The organism is Mucilaginibacter limnophilus (genome assembly GCF_004005815.1).
In the GTDB taxonomy this organism is placed as follows: Bacteria; Bacteroidota; Bacteroidia; order Sphingobacteriales; family Sphingobacteriaceae; genus Mucilaginibacter; species Mucilaginibacter limnophilus.
This window is the reverse complement of sequence record NZ_SACK01000002.1, coordinates 303,651-321,415: the sequence shown is the minus strand read 5'-3', so window position 1 is coordinate 321,415 and position 17,765 is coordinate 303,651. Positions and strand designations below refer to the sequence as shown.

The window sequence follows — 17,765 nt, the reverse complement described above, 5'->3', positions numbered from 1 at the left end:
CGATTTTTGTACCTTTGCCATTTAATACAGCAATATGCCGCAAGCTCCAAAACAACCTGTCGCCGAAAAAGAAAATTTACATCCGCGTAATGCGCACAGGCAAGGGTATGATTTTAAGAAGCTGATAAAAACCACACCTGAACTTGCGCCTTTTGTTAAGTTGAACGAACACAATACTCTGTCAATTAATTTCAGTGATGCCGAAGCGGTTAAGATGCTGAATAAGGCCCTGTTGCTGCAGTATTACAACATAAAAGATTGGGATATCCCCGAAGGATACCTTTGTCCACCGGTACCCGGCAGAGCAGATTATATACATTACATAGCCGATCTGCTGGCCGAAACAAATAATGGCACTGTTCCAACAGGAAAAAAAATGAAGATACTGGACATTGGTATCGGGGCTAACTGTATTTATCCGGCTATAGGTACAAGTGTATATGGCTGGCAGTTTGTTGGCGTTGATATTGACCCGATTGCCATACGTTCGGCAAGAAATATAATTAATGTTAACGACCAGTTGCGGGGGCAAGTGCTGCTGCGGCAGCAAACCAACCGCCATAATATATTTAAAGGTATTGTTTTAAGCAAAGAGGGCTTTGACGTTACCATATGCAACCCGCCTTTTCACGCATCAACGCTGGAAGCACAGTTGGCAAGCGTAAACAAATGGAATAAGCTTGATGCCAACGGCAAACAAAAAAGCCAGCTTAATTTTGGCGGTCAAAAAAAGGAACTATGGTATCCAGGCGGCGAAGCGGCATTTATTAAACTGATGGTTGAACAAAGCGTACTGGTAGCGCAGCAATGTTTATGGTTCACTACGTTGGTATCAAAAAAGGACACCCTGCCTGGTGTTTACAAAGCGATAAAAAAAGCCGGAGCCGTTGATGTGCGTACCATCAGCATGTCGCAGGGTCAAAAAACAAGCCGTATAGTGGCATGGACATTTTTTGATGAGCCCGGCCGGAAAGAGTGGGCAGAGACATGGTGGAGGTAAAGATTCAAGAATTATGAGTCAAGAGCCAAGAATCACGTCTGACTTAAAAGCGCTTCCCTTAAATCGCAACTATTAAATCAATCAAAGCAATCCTTATATCAGAAAATCAAGGTCAAGACATTATAAAAGATCAAACCCTATATCTTTCCTGAAATATACACCATCATAATAAATTCGGCTTGCATCGGCAGTAGCGTGTTGCAAAGCGTCGAACAAATTATCCTGCAAGGTAGTAATAGCCAATACACGCCCACCAGAGGTATGTACCTCTCCGTCAACAAGCGATGTGCCTGCATGGAAAACTATCGAGTCGCGTACGTTATCAATACCGGTAATTACTTTATCTTTTAAGTATTCACCGGGATAACCGCCTGCTACACAAACTACCGTAGCGGCTACTTTATCAGATATTAAAAATTGCTTTTCAATCAGGTTACCTTCTGCTACGCCTTCAAGCAGGTCAACCAGGTCGCTTTCTATACGAGGTAAAACACTTTCTGTCTCAGGATCGCCCATGCGGCAGTTATATTCTATCACATACGGCTCTCCTCCGCAGTTCATCAGGCCAATAAAAATAAAGCCTTTGTATGGAATGTTATCCTGTTTTAAACCTTGAACTGTTGGGATGATAATGCGCTCTTCAACCTTCTGCAAAAATACCTCATCAGCAAACGGAACCGGTGAAACCGAACCCATGCCCCCTGTATTCAACCCTGTATCACCCTCACCAATCCGTTTGTAATCTTTAGCTGATGGAAGCACCTTATAGCTGTTACCATCTGTCAATACAAATACCGAAAGCTCGATACCCTGTAAAAACTGTTCGATAACCACTTTTGAGCTGGCTTCGCCAAACTTAGCGTTGGTAAGCATTTCGGTAAGTTCAAGCTGCGCTTCTTCATGGGTAAGGCAAATCAATACGCCTTTACCCGCGGCCAATCCATCAGCTTTTAATACTACCGGTAAACCTATAGTTGGAATGTATTCAAAGCCTTGCTGCAAGGTTTCGCGGGTGAATGTGTGCGACGCTGCCGTAGGTATGTTATGGCGAACCATAAACTGTTTTGAAAAATCCTTACTGCCTTCAAGCTGTGCACCCTCAGCCTGCGGCCCAATAACCGGGATGTGTTTTATGTCATCGTCAGCCAGAAAGAAATCATGCACACCCTTTACCAGTGGCTCCTCGGGACCAACCAAAACCATGTTTACTGCATTGGCCAGAACAAAAGTTTTAATTGCAGCAAAATCGGTAGTCTTAATGTTAACGTTGGTTCCATACTGTCCGGTACCAGCGTTGCCTGGGGCAATAAAAAGCTTTTCACATTTAGGGCTTTGCGATAATTTCCAGGCGAAGGCGCTTTCCCTTCCGCCCGATCCGAGGATGAGGATGTTCATGCGGGCAAAGATATGATTTTGTTATTAGTGGTGAACAGTGAGTGATTGGTTTAGTATAACGGCATAGACTGTAAATTTTTTATGCGTTCACATAATGCACAATACTATCAGTTTTTAAAAAATTACCTTTGTTATTATGGAACGTAAAATGAGGGATTACGAAAAGCTGCCTGTGTACCAAAAAGCACAGGAACTGTTCGATCTGGTGGAGGTGATCGCTGAGGCGCTTAAGGAGGATGATATGAAGGAAAGTTTGGCCGCACAGATGATCAGCAATGCTGCCCTTATACAAGCAAAAATAGCCGGTGCCGAAGGTGGTGGACTATACTCATTGCGCATGCAAAACGCCGTTTTAATAAAGCTGGCTGCGCAGGATATGTTTAACGCGGTATCGTTTGCCTCAATGGTAAATATTAACGAAGAGGACTATGTACAGCTTATGCGCGAAAAGGTTGACGAGTTCCGTTTGGAGTTTATCGACTGGATACGCGGTTTCGATAAATCATATGACATACCCGACAACTGGGCTATCCGCTTTGATACCAGTACCCCTGAGCAGGAAAAACTTGAAGAGCTGATGTTTGACGAAGAACGGTTCTTCGAGGATTTCGAGGATGAGGAAGAAGGATTCAATGAAGACGGGTTTGAAGGTGATGACGATGAAGAGGATGACGATGAAGACAAGCTAAAATAATTCTTTAGCGATAGGTTTGAAACCCATCGCTAAAGAATCCATATAAAACCAATACCTTACACATAATCAAACATAAAAATCCCCGTTAAAGCAAAAAACCTTACCTTTGCCTGTCAAAATGGCTATGCAACGCGCTGTGGCGCAATTGTTGAGTTTCCATAACCAAATATATTTTCAAAGAATACGATGTTAGAATTTTTCAGTAAGCTTTTTGGAAGCAAATCAGAACGCGACGTAAAAAGCATAAATCCTATAGTTGATAAAATTAAAGCTGAATTTGCCAAGCTCGAAAGCATAAGTAACGACGAGCTAAGGGGAAAAACTCTGCAATTTAAGCAAACCATACAGGAAAGGCTTGCTGAGATAGACGCGCAAATAGCCGCTATAAAAGAGCAAACCGACAATAACCCCGACCTTGATGTTGCTGAAAAAGTTGACTTATACACTCAGCTGGATAAACTGGGAAAAGACCGCGATAAAGAATTAGAGGTAGTTTTGGCAGATATTTTACCACAGGCCTTTGCTGTTGTAAAAGAAACCGCCCGCCGTTTGGCCAATAATAGTCAACTGGAAGTTACCGCTACTCAGTTTGACCGTGACCTGGCCTCACGCAAAAAGAATGTTGTTATAAACGGTGATAAAGCCCTGCACAGCAACACCTGGGTTGCCGCCGGCAACGAGGTAACCTGGAATATGGTGCACTATGATGTGCAGCTGATTGGCGGTATTGTATTGCATCAGGGTAAAATTGCCGAGATGGCAACAGGTGAAGGTAAAACGCTGGTAGCCACGCTGCCTGCCTACCTGAACGCGCTTGCCGGACAAGGCGTACACATTGTAACGGTGAACGATTACCTTGCACGTCGTGACTCGGAATGGATGGGCCCACTGTATGAGTTTCACGGTTTGTCTGTTGATTGTATCGATAAGCATGAGCCAAACTCTGAGCAGCGCCGCAAAGCCTACTTAGCCGACATTACCTTTGGCACTAACAACGAATTTGGCTTTGATTACCTGCGTGACAATATGACACGCAGTCCCGAAGAGCTGGTACAGCGCAAGCTACACTACGCGATGGTAGATGAGGTTGACTCGGTGCTGGTTGATGATGCCCGTACACCACTTATCATTTCAGGCCCTATCCCGCGTGGCGATGAACACGAGTTTTATGAACTGAAACCACGCATTGAGCGCCTGGTTAACGCGCAGCGTAACTATATCACAGGCATACTTAACGAAGCAAAAAAACAAATAAACGAAGGCAAAACCGGTGTTGAAGAAGGTGGTTTAGCCTTACTTCGTGCCCACCGTGGTTTACCTAAAAATAAAGCACTTATTAAGTTTTTGAGCGAAGGCGCCAACAGAACGCTTTTGCAAAAAACTGAAGGCCACTACATGCAGGACCAAAACAAGGAAATGCATAAGGTAGATGCCGAACTGTTCTTTGTTATCGATGAGAAAAACAACCAGGTTGAACTTGCCGAAAAAGGTATAGAGCTAATCACTGCTTCGGGTGAAGATCCGCATTTCTTTGTAATGCCTGATGTAGGTACCGAAATAGCTGAAATTGAAAAATCGAGCCTGAGCAACGAAGAGAAGATAGCAAAGAAAGACGCGCTGATGCGCGATTTCTCTATAAAATCTGAGCGTATCCACTCGGTTAACCAGTTGCTAAAGGCTTATACGCTGTTTGAAAAAGATACCGAATACATTGTTGACGATGGCAAGGTTAAAATAGTTGACGAACAGACTGGCCGTGTTCTTGATGGTCGACGTTATTCAGACGGGTTACACCAGGCCATCGAGGCGAAAGAAAATGTAAAGGTTGAAGACGCTACACAAACCTTCGCTACCATAACCTTGCAAAACTACTTCAGGATGTACCACAAGCTTTGCGGTATGACGGGTACTGCTGTTACCGAAGCAGGTGAGTTCTGGCAGATATATAAACTTGATGTGGTTGAAATACCAACCAACACACCAACACGCCGCGAAGACAAACAAGATTTGGTTTACCGCACTGTGCGTGAAAAATACAACGCCGTTGCTGATGAAATAGTAAAACTTACACAGGCTGGTCGCCCGGTATTGGTGGGTACAACCTCTGTTGAGATATCAGAATTATTGAGCCGCATGCTTAAACTGCGCGGCATCAAACATAATGTATTGAACGCTAAGCTGCACCAAAAAGAGGCGGATATAGTAGCAGAAGCAGGTAAATCGGGAACTGTAACTATCGCTACCAACATGGCCGGTCGTGGTACCGACATTAAGCTTGGCGCTGGCGTTAAAGAAGCTGGTGGTTTAGCTATCATTGGTACCGAAAGGCACGAATCCCGCCGTGTAGACAGGCAGTTACGTGGCCGTGCAGGTCGTCAGGGCGACCCGGGTTCGTCACAGTTCTTTGTATCGCTTGAGGATAACCTGATGCGTTTATTTGGTTCGGAAAGAATTTCGAACCTGATGGTGCGCATGGGTATTGAAGAAGGTGAGGTGATACAACACTCGATGATTTCAAAATCTATCGAGCGTGCGCAGAAAAAGGTTGAAGAAAACAACTTTGGCATCCGTAAACGCCTGCTTGAGTACGACGACGTGATGAATTCGCAGCGTACCGTTATTTACGCGAAACGTAAAAACGCGTTGTTTGGCGAACGTCTGGATGTTGATATCAATAACACTGTTTTTGATGTGGTTGAAGATATTGCCACTGAATACAAAGAGGCTAACAATTACGAAGGCTTTAAGCTGGAAATCATTCGCATATTCTCTGTTGACGCTTCGGTTACCGAGCAGGAGTTTTCAAGCCTGTCGTTAAATAACCTTGTCGACCGCATATTTGATGAGGTGAGTGATTTTTATCACCGCAAATCAGAAGGTATTGCCCAACAGGCATTACCGGTGTTGAAAGATGTGTTTGCTACACGCGGCAGCCAGGTTGAGCAGATTATTGTTCCGTTTACCGATGGCGTACATGGTATGCAGGTAGCGGTTCCGCTTAAAAAAGCTATTGAGAACAACGGTCAGGAAGTATTTAAAGCATTTGAAAAGAATGTTACCCTGTACCTGATTGACGATGCCTGGAAAGAGCACCTGCGTGAGATGGATGAGCTGAAGCAATCGGTACAAAATGCCGTGTACGAGCAGAAAGATCCGTTGCTGGTGTACAAATTTGAAGCGTTTAAACTGTTCCAGCAAATGCTGGCAACCGTAAATAAAGAGCTGGTAAGCTTCCTGTTCAGGGGTGGCATACCGGTGCAACAGCAACAGCCTGAGCAAATTCGTGAGGCAAAACCTCAGCCTAAAACCGACCTGAAAAATATCAAGGCGTCAAAAGCTGAAGTAGTGCACGAAAGCAACGGCGTACCGGTTGACGATACCCGTGAACTGCAAAAAACTGCTCCGGTTAGAGTTGAGCAAAAAATAGGCAGGAACGATCCTTGCCCTTGCGGAAGTGGCAAAAAATATAAAGCCTGCCACGGTCAGGGTTTGGTGTAACTAGCAAATAATGTTTTCCCTGTCATTTCGACGAGGAACGAGGGAGAAATCTTCTTATACATGCATGTCGCAGAAGATTTCTCACTATCGTTCGAAATGACAACGAATGATAATACAATGAATACAGCATCCATTTACAAAGCATTAACTGCCAAAGTAACCGGGTGCTGTACTTTTTTTATGCTGATAGCCGCTGCTGCAAGCGCGCAGGAACGAGGCAAGGTTGAGGTGATAAAAGACTCTCGTGTGGATACGCTTATTGCCCGCTGGGACGATCTGAATAAAAAAAGTGGCGCAGTACGCTCGTCTAACTGGGGATACAGGGTACAAATATTCAGCGGGTCAAACCGTAATACTGCTTTCAACGCGCAAAACAAGTTTCAGGAAATGTACCCGGGTATGCGTACATATATAAGCTACCGCGACCCGAATTATAAAGTTCATGCAGGCGACTTTCGCTCTCGGTTGGAAGCGCAAAAAATGATGCAGGAACTTAAGCCATATTTTACAGGAATGTTTATTATTAGCGGAAAAATTAATCCGCCCAAACTGGAAACACCAAAATGATAAAAGAGAAAATTCAGGAAGCAGCAAAAAGTATTTATTCGGATGTGGTAAACAACCGCCGACACCTGCATGCCAATCCTGAATTGTCGTTTCATGAAGTGGAAACATCAGCGTTTGTTGCCCGCAAGCTTGATGAGTTAAACATCAGCTACCAAAAAATGGCTGACACCGGTTTAGTTGCTTTAATAAAAGGTGATAAACCGTCGGACAAGGTAGTTGCCCTGCGTGCCGACATGGACGCCTTACCTATCCTCGAAGCTAACGAGGTGCCATATAAATCACAGAAACCGGGTGTAATGCATGCCTGCGGTCACGATGTGCATACCTCGTCATTACTGGGTACAGCTAAAATTTTAACAAGTTTAAAAAGCGAGTTTGGCGGTACAGTAAAGTTAATATTTCAGCCTGCCGAAGAGAAACTACCCGGCGGCGCCAGCCTGATGATAAAAGAAGGCGTGCTTGAAAATCCGAAACCGGCCGCGGTTATCGGTCAGCATGTGATGCCGCTTATTGATGCCGGTAAGGTAGGTTTCCGTGCCGGGAAATACATGGCCAGTACTGATGAGTTGTATGTAACCGTAAAAGGCAAAGGCGGGCATGGTGCGCAACCTCAGCAAAATATCGATCCGGTTATTATTACTGCTCATATACTTACCGCCCTGCAGCAGATCGTTAGCCGTTTTAACGACCCAAAGAGCCCGTCGGTACTTTCATTTGGTAAAGTAATAGCCAATGGCGCTACCAACGTTATACCTAACGAGGTTTACCTGGAAGGCACCTTTCGTACGATGGATGAAAAATGGCGCGAAGAAGCTCATAAACGTATGAAAAAAATGGCCGAAGGCATGGCCGAAAGCATGGGCGGAACATGTGAGTTTAATATTATGAAAGGTTATCCATTCCTGATAAACGAAGAGAACCTCACTAATGCCACACGGGGCTTTGCTGAAGATTATCTTGGGAAAGAAAACGTGCTCGACCTGGACATTTGGATGGCTGCTGAAGACTTTGCTTACTATTCACAGGCTGCCGACAGCTGTTTTTACCGTCTGGGTACCCGTAATGAAGAAAGAGGCATTACTTCATCGGTACATACCCCAACTTTTGATATTGATGAAACCGCGCTGCAAACAAGTACCGGCCTGATGGCTTATCTTGCTGTTAAGCAACTGGATAATTAGTCTGTATCAACCCACGGACTATCCCTCGATCATCGAATATATTTCCAGCATATACAGCGCTTCGTCCATTGCTTCTTTAAAGTAGTACCATTCGCCCAAGGTGAAGGTGAAGCTGATATCACGATGTGGCGTTCGTAATATTATACGCTCACACATATCAGGGAAATCGTGCAGCATATCCTCAAGGTCGAGATCCTCGCTATATTTCTTAAATGACTTAAACTGCTCGGCAGTAAAACTTAGCATGATGTTATTATGCCAGATGTATAAGGTATTGCAGCATTTGCAAAAACTAATTACAGTCGCTGCTTTTGTACTTAGGATGGTAGATTCGCACATGTTATTTATTTAGACTAATTATAAATAACAAAGCTAACACCTTTCTTAACTCATGCAAACAATATTGAAAATTTTATTAAGCCTGCTGTTGCACAGTAGTTTCGGGGCTCAGCAATACCCTATCCATAGGCAGGCTTTGAGGATAATTATCACGGATAAACTTTACCATGTTTTCTCGTATGTAACAACGCAGGTCGAAGAGATTGCCTGAATTTTGAGCGCTTACCAACATGCGTACTTCCAGGCTTCTTTCTTTTGCATCAGTTACCTGAACAACTTTTACACGTTTATCCCATAGCGGGCTGCTTTCCATTAAGCGGTCAAACTCCTTACGCATCTCTTCTATAGGTGCATTATAATCCAGGTATAACATTACAGCGCCAAGCAGGTCGGCAGACACCCGCGTCCAGTTTTGAAAAGGCTTTTCAATAAAATAGGTTATAGGCAAAATAAGCCTGCGCTGATCCCATAAGTTCATTACCACATAAGTTAAGGTGATATCTTCTACTTTGCCCCATTCATTTTCTACTACAAGCACGTCATCAATGCGTATAGGCTGCGTAAAAGCTATCTGGAAACCGGCTAAAAAATTACCTAATGATTTTTGTGCCGCAAAGCCAATAATTATACCACCTATACCTACACCTGTAAGCAATCCTGCACCTATCTTACGTACGTTTTCAAAGCTAAGCAGTATAGCGGCAATAGTAAGGATCACCACAATACTTACTATAACCCGACGGATGAACTGTAGCTGAGTACGTATCTTACGTTCTTTAAGATTATCGGTTTTATTAAGATCATATATGTGGTACATATAGTCTTCAAATACCTTTATGGCGCTTATAAGTAATGCCGCAAATGATATCATAAGTAGTATTTGAACTATCTTACTAAGCGGTCCGTAAAACTTCTTACCCAGCTCCATCAGCGGGAACATCAGGTTTAATATCAGTAATGGCACAAAGTGATTGAGCGGGCGGCCCGTATGTATAATAATGCTGCGGAATAACGAATAATCTGTACGGTTTTTATAAAATGTTAGTACCCCTTTGATGATCAGTTTTATAATTAAACCTATTACAATCGCCGCGACAGTAATAAGTAAATTCCACAGCCAGGGATGTATTGTTGCCGACCAATTTTCTAAAACTTCTTGCATAATTATTCCTTACAGTAGTATAACCTAAACTGTATTTAATTGTTGTAACATTTTAAAAAGCGGCCGGAAAGGGCTATTTTATGGCGCATCCGCATTTTTAAAGACATACTTATGAGTAAAACAATCATTGTATCGAACAGGTTGCCGGTGAGGATTTCAGAGGAGAACGGCAAATTCAATATCGTGACGAGCGAGGGAGGGCTTGCAACAGGGTTAGGCTCGGTTTACCGTACCGGAGATAATTTATGGCTGGGCTGGCCGGGCGTAGAAGTTATCGACGCTGATAAACAGCAGCAAGTAACTGAACAACTTGCCGGACTGAGCCTGGTACCTGTATTTTTAACAGCAGATGAAATATCCGGATACTACGAAGGCTTTTCTAATGAAATATTATGGCCTATATTTCATTACTATGCATCTACTTACTCAAATTATAAGCAAGTAAATTGGGAATATTATAAAAACGTAAACCGTAAGTTTTTTGAAGCCTTATTGGCAATTGCCGAACCCGGAGATACCATTTGGATACACGACTATCAACTGCTGCTGCTGCCAGGATTAGTGAGGGCAGGCTTCCCTGATTCATCTGTTGGATTTTTTCTGCATATTCCGTTTCCATCGTTTGAAATGTTCAGGCTGATACCTTGGCGTGCCGAACTGATAGAAGGCATGCTTGGGGCAGATTTGGTAGGTTTTCACACCTTTGATGATGCAAGCCACTTTATAAACGCTGCTACACGCCTTTCCGCTGTAAATTCTATCTCCAATGTTATTACGGTTGACGACCGGCCGGTGGTAGTTGAGTCATTCCCGATGGGTATTGATGATGAAAAATACGCATCACTCACAAAGGATGAGAAGGTGATTGAAGAGGTGAATCACCTAAAGGAGAATTTTAAAGACCGCCGGTTGATGCTATGTATTGACAGGCTTGATTATAGTAAAGGCATACTACAGCGGCTGCAGGCATTTGAACTGCTGCTGGATACCCATCCGGAGTATCTGGAAAAAGTAGTGCTTCATATGATAGTTGTACCCTCGCGCGACAATGTGCCGCAGTACCGCGAACTAAAAGAAAATATTGACCGCAAAGTGGGCGACATTAACGCCCGCTACCGTACGCTCGACTGGAGCCCTGTACATTACTTTTATCGCGCTTTTCCTATCGAGTCACTCTCAGCACTCTACTACTCCGCAGATATTTGCCTTGTAACGCCAATGCGCGACGGTATGAACCTGGTAAGTAAAGAATACATAGCCAGCCGTACCCAGGAAACAGGCGTGCTTATACTGAGTGAGATGGCCGGAGCTTCTAAAGAGTTGATAGATGCTATTATTGTAAACCCCAGTAACATCAGCCTGATGATGGAAGCCATGGTACAAGGGCTTACCATGCCGCAAGCGGAGCAGGCACGCAGGATGAAATTAATGCGCCGGGTGGTATCAAAATTCAACATTAAACACTGGGTACGCATATTTATGGAGCGCATGAAAGAGGTAAAGCAAATGCAGCAATCAATGCGTTCGCGGCATATAACCGATGTTACCGAACAGGCCATAAAGAAGATATATACCAAAACAACCAATCGAATTATTTTTCTGGATTATGATGGTACACTGGTTGGTTTCAAATCGGATATCTACGCCGCACGCCCTGATCAGGAATTATATGATCTGCTGGACGAGTTGAGCGCCGATCTGGATAATTATATTGTACTGGTAAGCGGTAGAAGCCATGAAAACCTTGAAGAATGGTTTGGTCATACCCGGCTTAACCTGATTGCCGAACATGGCGCATGGCAGAAGAAAGACGGCGAATGGGAGAGCATTCCCGGCTTGAGTGATGGGTGGAAACAGGATATTTATCCGATGCTTGAAACCTATGTCGACCGTACTCCCGGAGCGTTCATTGAAGAAAAAAATTATTCGCTTGTATGGCATTACCGCAATGTGGAGAAAGGTTTGGGCGAACTGCGTACTAATGAACTGATGAATAACCTGCGGTATTTAACAAACGATCGCGGACTGCAACTGCTACCTGGTAACAAGGTAGTAGAGATAAAAAACATTGAAATAAATAAAGGGAAAGCAACTTCAGCTTTACTGCATAAAAGCAGCTTCGACTTTATTATGGCTTTAGGCGACGACCATACAGACGAAGATATTTTTAAGGCTTTACCCGATAATTCTCTTACAGTTAAGGTAGGCAGTAATATTTCGGCAGCGCGTTTTTACCTGCGTAATCACCGTGAAGTAAGGCATTTACTTAAATGCCTGGTGCAGCCCGCAGTAGTACAAGAAGGCGACAAGTAAAGATCTATCTATTCAAGTGTATCATTGCTGCATACGCAGCAATGATATTTATTATAATATCTCTCTTAACTCCGCAAAAGAATTAACAGTAGCTACCATACCTTGTTCTACTTTTCCGAATCCATAAGCCGCAAAAATGAAAGGGACACCCGCTTTGACAGTAGCTTCATAATCAGCTTGTGTGTCCCCTACATATACCGGGGCCTGAAGGTTAAAATCATTAACAATGTCCCTTATGTTGTCCCACTTTGGCAGGCTCTTGGTACCATAGCATTGGTAACCTAAAAAGTATTCTTTTAAGTTACTATGGTTAAAAAATGTTTCAGCATATCCGTTCTGGCAATTGCTTACCAGGAACAGTTTGTAATTGACTTGGAGATATTTTAGTGTTTCTTCAAGTTCAGGATAAAGTTGCCCACCTCGCTCATTTAAAATTTCCAGCTCCTTTTTAGCAGCAATAGCTTTAAACTCCTCACGTTGTTTCTCATCAAGATAAGGGAAAAGTTTTTCAAATATGGTTTTATAGGTGAGTCCGGTAATTGAACGAACCACAGCCTGATCGATATCTATTTGAATATAATCAACCTCCTGTTTTGCAGCTTGCCATGCTATAGCCACATTTGCTGTGCTATCCCAAAGTGTACCGTCAAGATCAAAAATTATACTGTCGTATTTATTTTTAAGCGAAGTATCTGTCATAAGCCGCAAAAGTAAGGCTTTGCCCTGGCTTATTCGCATCACAAATAAGCCCTTTACAGTTCCCTTACAAAAACACAGGTCTGTCAAGCTTGATGGCAATACGGTATGCCGCATTCATCAAGCCAACATGGCTGTATGCCTGCGGGAAATTACCCCATTGGCTGCCATCAGCCTCGTCAACATCTTCGCTAAACAGCAGCAAATGATTGCAATACTTCATTAGATTTTCAAATTCACGCTGGGCATCATCAAGCCGGCCTACGCAGGCTAATGCTTCAACATACCAGAAGGCGCATATTAAAAATGTTGTTTTAGGCTTACCAAAGTCATCGGCATGCAAATAGCGGTAAAACAATCCGTTAGGCGTTTTAAGCTCCTTTTCCAGTGCAGACAAATGATCTTTAGCTTTTTGTGATGAAGGATCGAGATAGCCCATCATAATAAGCTGCAAGGTACTGGCGTCAAGATGCGGACTGTTAGCCGCGTTGGTATAAACTTTACGTACCGGGTCGTAACAGCTTTCTATATGCGCCGCCGCACGTTCCATTAGCTGAGTTGCTTTATCCTCAAGCTGTTTATTCCCGATAGTAAGTGCCATTTTCAGTGCCGCTTTACAGCCGGCCCATTGAAACAAATTGCTGTAGCAATGAATGTTGGCCATATTACGGAACTCCCATATGCCGGCGTCCTTCTCATCAATGGTACGCTCAATTTTGCTTAACAGCGACTCAATCCAGCGTACGGAATCTTTGCGCTCGTTAAACACAAAACGGTGGTCGGTGTACAGCGGTAGCAATGATATCAGCACCTGTCCGTAAATATCATTCTGGATATGCTCATATGCCTGATTACCTACCCGGACGGGTTTATCACCCATATAGCCATCAAGATGATCCATTATTTCTTCATACAGCTTCTTTTTTCCGGTAATACCGTATAAAGGCTGGTAGCGGAAATCTTCCCCTTCAGAAAAAGAGATATCAGATACATAATTGAAATAGCGCTCCATCTCCTCAAAATGCCCGATGTGGTTAAGCGAGGTGAGTACATAATAAGTATCACGCAGCCAGCAATACCGGTAATCCCAGTTGCGGGTGCTACCCGGATGCTCGGGTAAACTGGTGGTACTGGCTGCTATTATAGCTCCGGTATCTTCGTACTGATGTATCTTTAAAACCAACGCCGAGCGTATTACATAAGGTTGGAAATAACCGGCGATAGACGAGTGTTTAATCCAGGTTCGCCAGTATTGCGTGGTAAAGCGTAAAAAGCTTTCGGCTGTGCTTACCAGCGGCGCTTCGAGCGGGTCGCCGTATGAAAGCAGCAGATATTTTGGTTCGCTAAGCTGAAAAAACTGCTCATCAATTATATAGCTTAACGGAATATTGGTGGTAAGCCGCATGGTTTCATCGCAGCCGGCATAATCGATATGATTGCTGCCCCTGCGCGCTTTTTGCTTTCGACGGCCATAATCACAAACGGGCTCACATTTTACTTTGATGCGCGGAAGCCCTTCAAGCGGCTCAATTTTACGTATCAGCATCAATGGTTTAAAGTACCGCTCGTACTGGTAAAACCTTGGTGCAAAATCGGTAATTCGATATTTGCCACGACTGGTTGAAATCTCTGTACACAGCACGTTTGTATTTTCAAGGTAATACTGGTTTGATGTGTATTCCTCGTCAGGTAGTATCGAAAACTCGCCGCCCTTTTCTTTGTCAAGCATATTGCCGAAAACAAAGGTGCTGTCGAATCTGGGCCAGCATAACCAGCTAACATTAGTGTTTTTATTAATATGGGCTAAAAAGGCACAGTTGCCTACCAGGCCGGTTTCATAAGTGTGTTTCGCCATAAAGTAGTATCAGCAATTAAGCAATATGCTTAAGAAACAAACCGAACTAAGCTTTTTGTTTGAATAGATAGAGAATTTTGACATTGATGTCAATTATTCCTCTTTATATTCTTTATGCAGAATCAAAAATCCTGCCCGTTCTTCTTTATGAAAAGGCACATCCCAATTTCCCTGATAACTTATTTTAACGGGTAGCAGTTCACTGTTAAACCTGTTCAGTTCGATGTTCATTTGTACATTAAAACTTGCGAACATATTGTTAAATTTCATATCGATATACCTGCCTAATATCTCAAAAGTGCGGGTATCAAATATGGTGGTCATTTCGTTTATCATGACATCGCCCGGCGCGGTGCTTGGTTTGCGGGTAACCTTAAAGCGATATACAGGAATACTGTCTAAATAAGTACCACGCGCGAACTGGTAATTATAAAATTCTCGCAGCTCTGGCGAGAATATTTCGGTTTTGCTGCTGATGAACGGAATGCCTTTAACTTTAGTTCCAGGGCGGAAGATTAATGTTTTAAGTTTGCTTTTGTATGAGGCGTTCTTTCCCGATCCGCCTGACGCAGGAGCGTTTGTAAAATCGGAATTGTAAGCATTCCCAAAAATATAATCGAACATCTCAACCGTATAAAGCTGGTATTTACCATTCTTTTTATACAGGCTGCCGCTATCGCTTTTTGCCAGGTATTCAACTTTGTGTGAGCCAGGTTTATTAGTGTGGCGAATCTTCCGGTAGATTTTACCGTTTATCTTGTTTTTTTTATCGTAGGTGACTATCCGGTTCTCAGCTAAAAACGAATAGCGTTTCATATCCCGAAAGGCCTTGTAAAAACTGGTGTCACGTGTAACGGCGTCGATAAAATCCTGTGCGTTTAGCCGATGTGAGTTAATATTAACTGCCGAATCGATAACAATGGTCATTACCGTATCAGGGTTAAAACGCTGAATTTGCTGTGCTTTAGCGACGTACGTAAATAGTAGTGAAAAAATGATTAGAAGTAACCTTTTGGCCATGACCGCAATATAAGTAAACAGGCGGATAACAAGCCTATCGGCTATTTGTGCCGGATATTAAAACTTATTTCCCGCTTCGGCAACTGATTTGATAACAGCATTGCGCTTTGCAAGCAGATTAGTCATGTACTTCTTTAATATAAGCTTGCTAAAAAATGCGCCAATCCAGCCAAACGGTGCCTCAAAGATGAAAATATCCGTCATAACAGTTTGGCCGTTATTTTCCATAAACCTATGCTCGTGCCTGAAACTCTTGAACGCGCCCTTCACCATCTCATCAACAAAATAACGCGGACGATCAAACTCTGTGATCTTTGATGTAAGCTGTTGCACTATTCCGAAATGCTTGGCCTGCCATGTTACGCTTTCTCCCATCTGTATCAAGCCGCTTGTACGCCCAGCGATTGCTTTTTCACCGGTATGTTTGGTTGATTCGATATGCAGGTCGATACTGCGCGACAGATCAAATACCGTTTCGGCAGGGGCATTGATTATGGTAGTAAGTTTAATTATGGATTTCACCGATTTTATTACGATTTCACCGATTAATCATTTTAATCAATCATTAATCGGTGAAATTCAAACATTAAAATTCAGCATTCTTTGGGAACCGTGGGAAAGGTATTACGTCCCTGATGTTACCCATGCCGGTAACAAACAACACTAAACGCTCAAAACCCAATCCAAAGCCCGCGTGCGGACAGGCGCCGAAGCGGCGGGTATCAAGGTACCACCAAAGTTCATCTTTTGGTATGCCCATTTCGTCCATGCGCTGCTCAAGCTTTTCAAGTCGCTCTTCACGCTGCGATCCTCCTACAATTTCTCCAATGCCCGGGAACAATATGTCCATAGCGCGTACGGTTTTGCCGTCGTCGTTCTGGCGCATGTAAAAGGCTTTTATTTCCTTCGGATAGTCGGTTAATATAACCGGTTTTTTGAAATGCTTTTCAACCAGATAGCGCTCGTGTTCCGATTGCAGGTCAGTGCCCCAGCCTTCAACCAGGTATTGGAATTTCTTCTTTTTGTTGGGCGTCGAATCTTTTAATATGTCAATAGCCTCGGTATAAGTAAGGCGCACAAAATCGTTATCCAAGCAAAACTGTAGCTTTTCAAGTAGGCTCATTTCTGAGCGTTCATTCTGTGGTTTTTGTTTTTCTTCTTCCTGCAGGCGCTGTGTTAAAAATTCAATATCCTCGCGGTTGTTGTCAAGCGCGTATTTAATTACATATTTTAACAGGCCCTCGGCAAGGTCCATGTTGTCGTCCAAATCATAGAAGGCCATTTCAGGCTCAATCATCCAAAATTCGGCAAGGTGGCGGGTGGTATTTGAGTTTTCGGCACGAAACGTTGGTCCGAAAGTATAAATATCGCTTAATGCCATAGCGCCCAGCTCACCTTCCAGCTGACCTGATACAGTAAGGTTGGTTGCTTTGCCAAAAAAATCCTGTTTGTAATCAATCTCGTTCGTATCAGTTCTGGGAATATTATCCAGATCAAAGTTTGTTACGTGGAAAGTTTCACCCGCTCCTTCAGCGTCTGAAGCTGTAATCACCGGAGTATGCAGGTAAACAAAGCCACGCTCCTGGAAAAACTTGTGGATGGCGAATGACAGACTGTTGCGTACCCTGAAAATAGCCCCAAAAGTATTTGTACGAAAACGCAGGTGGGCTATCTCTCGCAAAAATTCTAAACTATGTTTTTTAGGTTGCAGCGGGTATTTCTCCGGGTCGCTGTCGCCCAGTATTTCAATTTCTTTTGCTTTGATATCGATCTTCTGGCCCTTGCCTATAGATTCAACAACAGTACCGGTAATGCTAAGCGCAGCACCGGTGGTAATGCGTTTTAAAAGGGCTGCATCGGTATTTTCAAAATCAACAACTACCTGAACGTTATTATTTGTAGAACCATCATTTAAAGCTATAAACTGATTATTACGAAAGGTGCGTACCCATCCTTTTACCGTTACATCAATGTTTGTTTCGTTGCTTTCAAGCAGTGCTTTAATTTTGATTCGTTTGCTCATATAATTGTGTTATTATGAGCGG

At 43.3% G+C, this 17,765-nt stretch carries 14 protein-coding genes; 6 read left to right on the top strand and 8 right to left on the bottom strand.

What is annotated here, in order from left to right:
• Nucleotides 1-34: 34 nt before the first annotated feature.
• Nucleotides 35-1,000 carry a 23S rRNA (adenine(1618)-N(6))-methyltransferase RlmF gene (rlmF, locus tag EOD41_RS05795; RefSeq protein ID WP_127703852.1) on the top strand — a complete coding sequence of 322 codons (966 nt, stop codon included), beginning with the start codon at nt 35-37 and terminating at the stop codon, nt 998-1,000.
• Nucleotides 1,001-1,120: 120 nt separating this feature from the next.
• Here the strand turns inward: rlmF and purD are convergent, their stop codons facing one another.
• Nucleotides 1,121-2,395 (bottom strand): phosphoribosylamine--glycine ligase, encoded by a 1,275-nt coding sequence (purD, locus tag EOD41_RS05790; protein ID WP_127703851.1) that lies wholly within the window; start codon nt 2,393-2,395, stop codon nt 1,121-1,123.
• A gap of 136 nt (nt 2,396-2,531) precedes the next feature.
• Between purD and EOD41_RS05785 the strand changes: the two genes are divergently transcribed.
• The 4 genes from EOD41_RS05785 to EOD41_RS05770 all read left to right on the top strand — a co-directional run bounded on the left by EOD41_RS05785 (nt 2,532) and on the right by EOD41_RS05770 (nt 8,335).
• Complete coding sequence (locus tag EOD41_RS05785) at nt 2,532-3,089, top strand: hypothetical protein (protein WP_127703850.1); 558 nt, start codon at nt 2,532-2,534, stop codon at nt 3,087-3,089.
• Nucleotides 3,090-3,275: 186 nt separating this feature from the next.
• Nucleotides 3,276-6,587 (top strand): preprotein translocase subunit SecA, encoded by a 3,312-nt coding sequence (secA, locus tag EOD41_RS05780; protein WP_127703849.1) that lies wholly within the window; start codon nt 3,276-3,278, stop codon nt 6,585-6,587.
• A gap of 117 nt (nt 6,588-6,704) precedes the next feature.
• Nucleotides 6,705-7,154, top strand: a complete 450-nt coding sequence (locus tag EOD41_RS05775) for an SPOR domain-containing protein (RefSeq protein WP_127703848.1) — start codon at nt 6,705-6,707, stop codon at nt 7,152-7,154.
• The gene (locus tag EOD41_RS05770; protein ID WP_127703847.1) at nt 7,151-8,335 is read left to right on the top strand and encodes a M20 metallopeptidase family protein; all 1,185 of its coding nucleotides are present in this window, start codon (nt 7,151-7,153) and stop codon (nt 8,333-8,335) included. The genes EOD41_RS05775 and EOD41_RS05770 overlap by 4 nt, the downstream gene beginning before the upstream one ends.
• A gap of 18 nt (nt 8,336-8,353) precedes the next feature.
• Here the strand turns inward: EOD41_RS05770 and EOD41_RS05765 are convergent, their stop codons facing one another.
• Complete coding sequence (locus EOD41_RS05765; protein ID WP_127703846.1) at nt 8,354-8,674, bottom strand: DUF6686 family protein; 321 nt, start codon at nt 8,672-8,674, stop codon at nt 8,354-8,356.
• 76 nt (nt 8,675-8,750) lie between these two features.
• Nucleotides 8,751-9,836: a mechanosensitive ion channel family protein gene (locus EOD41_RS05760; protein WP_127703845.1), complete on the bottom strand. Its 1,086-nt coding sequence runs from the start codon at nt 9,834-9,836 to the stop codon at nt 8,751-8,753.
• 111 nt (nt 9,837-9,947) lie between these two features.
• On the opposite strand from EOD41_RS05760, the gene EOD41_RS05755 reads away from it, so the two are divergent.
• Nucleotides 9,948-12,149: a bifunctional alpha,alpha-trehalose-phosphate synthase (UDP-forming)/trehalose-phosphatase gene (locus EOD41_RS05755; protein WP_127703844.1), complete on the top strand. Its 2,202-nt coding sequence runs from the start codon at nt 9,948-9,950 to the stop codon at nt 12,147-12,149.
• A gap of 51 nt (nt 12,150-12,200) precedes the next feature.
• Here the strand turns inward: EOD41_RS05755 and EOD41_RS05750 are convergent, their stop codons facing one another.
• The 5 genes from EOD41_RS05750 to asnS form a co-directional block, all read right to left on the bottom strand.
• Nucleotides 12,201-12,848: an HAD family hydrolase gene (locus EOD41_RS05750; RefSeq protein ID WP_127703843.1), complete on the bottom strand. Its 648-nt coding sequence runs from the start codon at nt 12,846-12,848 to the stop codon at nt 12,201-12,203.
• Between the two features lie 64 nt (nt 12,849-12,912).
• Nucleotides 12,913-14,700 carry a glycoside hydrolase family 15 protein gene (locus EOD41_RS05745; protein WP_127703842.1) on the bottom strand — a complete coding sequence of 596 codons (1,788 nt, stop codon included), beginning with the start codon at nt 14,698-14,700 and terminating at the stop codon, nt 12,913-12,915.
• A gap of 93 nt (nt 14,701-14,793) precedes the next feature.
• Entirely contained in the window at nt 14,794-15,720 is a 927-nt protein-coding gene (locus EOD41_RS05740) for a hypothetical protein (protein WP_127703841.1), read from the bottom strand.
• A gap of 57 nt (nt 15,721-15,777) precedes the next feature.
• Nucleotides 15,778-16,242, bottom strand: coding sequence for an SRPBCC family protein (locus tag EOD41_RS05735; RefSeq protein WP_127703840.1), 465 nt, complete (start codon nt 16,240-16,242; stop codon nt 15,778-15,780).
• Between the two features lie 64 nt (nt 16,243-16,306).
• Nucleotides 16,307-17,743: an asparagine--tRNA ligase gene (gene asnS / locus EOD41_RS05730; RefSeq protein ID WP_127703839.1), complete on the bottom strand. Its 1,437-nt coding sequence runs from the start codon at nt 17,741-17,743 to the stop codon at nt 16,307-16,309.
• Nucleotides 17,744-17,765: the final 22 nt, after the last annotated feature.

Coding starts and splice junctions, on each gene's coding strand:
- rlmF (WP_127703852.1), top strand. CDS start 35: ATGCCGCAAGCTCCAAAACAACCTGTCGCCGAAAAAGAAAATTTACAT.
- purD (WP_127703851.1), bottom strand. CDS start 2,395: ATGAACATCCTCATCCTCGGATCGGGCGGAAGGGAAAGCGCCTTCGCC.
- EOD41_RS05785 (WP_127703850.1), top strand. CDS start 2,532: ATGGAACGTAAAATGAGGGATTACGAAAAGCTGCCTGTGTACCAAAAA.
- secA (WP_127703849.1), top strand. CDS start 3,276: ATGTTAGAATTTTTCAGTAAGCTTTTTGGAAGCAAATCAGAACGCGAC.
- EOD41_RS05775 (WP_127703848.1), top strand. CDS start 6,705: ATGAATACAGCATCCATTTACAAAGCATTAACTGCCAAAGTAACCGGG.
- EOD41_RS05770 (WP_127703847.1), top strand. CDS start 7,151: ATGATAAAAGAGAAAATTCAGGAAGCAGCAAAAAGTATTTATTCGGAT.
- EOD41_RS05765 (WP_127703846.1), bottom strand. CDS start 8,674: ATGTGCGAATCTACCATCCTAAGTACAAAAGCAGCGACTGTAATTAGT.
- EOD41_RS05760 (WP_127703845.1), bottom strand. CDS start 9,836: ATGCAAGAAGTTTTAGAAAATTGGTCGGCAACAATACATCCCTGGCTG.
- EOD41_RS05755 (WP_127703844.1), top strand. CDS start 9,948: ATGAGTAAAACAATCATTGTATCGAACAGGTTGCCGGTGAGGATTTCA.
- EOD41_RS05750 (WP_127703843.1), bottom strand. CDS start 12,848: ATGACAGATACTTCGCTTAAAAATAAATACGACAGTATAATTTTTGAT.
- EOD41_RS05745 (WP_127703842.1), bottom strand. CDS start 14,700: ATGGCGAAACACACTTATGAAACCGGCCTGGTAGGCAACTGTGCCTTT.
- EOD41_RS05740 (WP_127703841.1), bottom strand. CDS start 15,720: ATGGCCAAAAGGTTACTTCTAATCATTTTTTCACTACTATTTACGTAC.
- asnS (WP_127703839.1), bottom strand. CDS start 17,743: ATGAGCAAACGAATCAAAATTAAAGCACTGCTTGAAAGCAACGAAACA.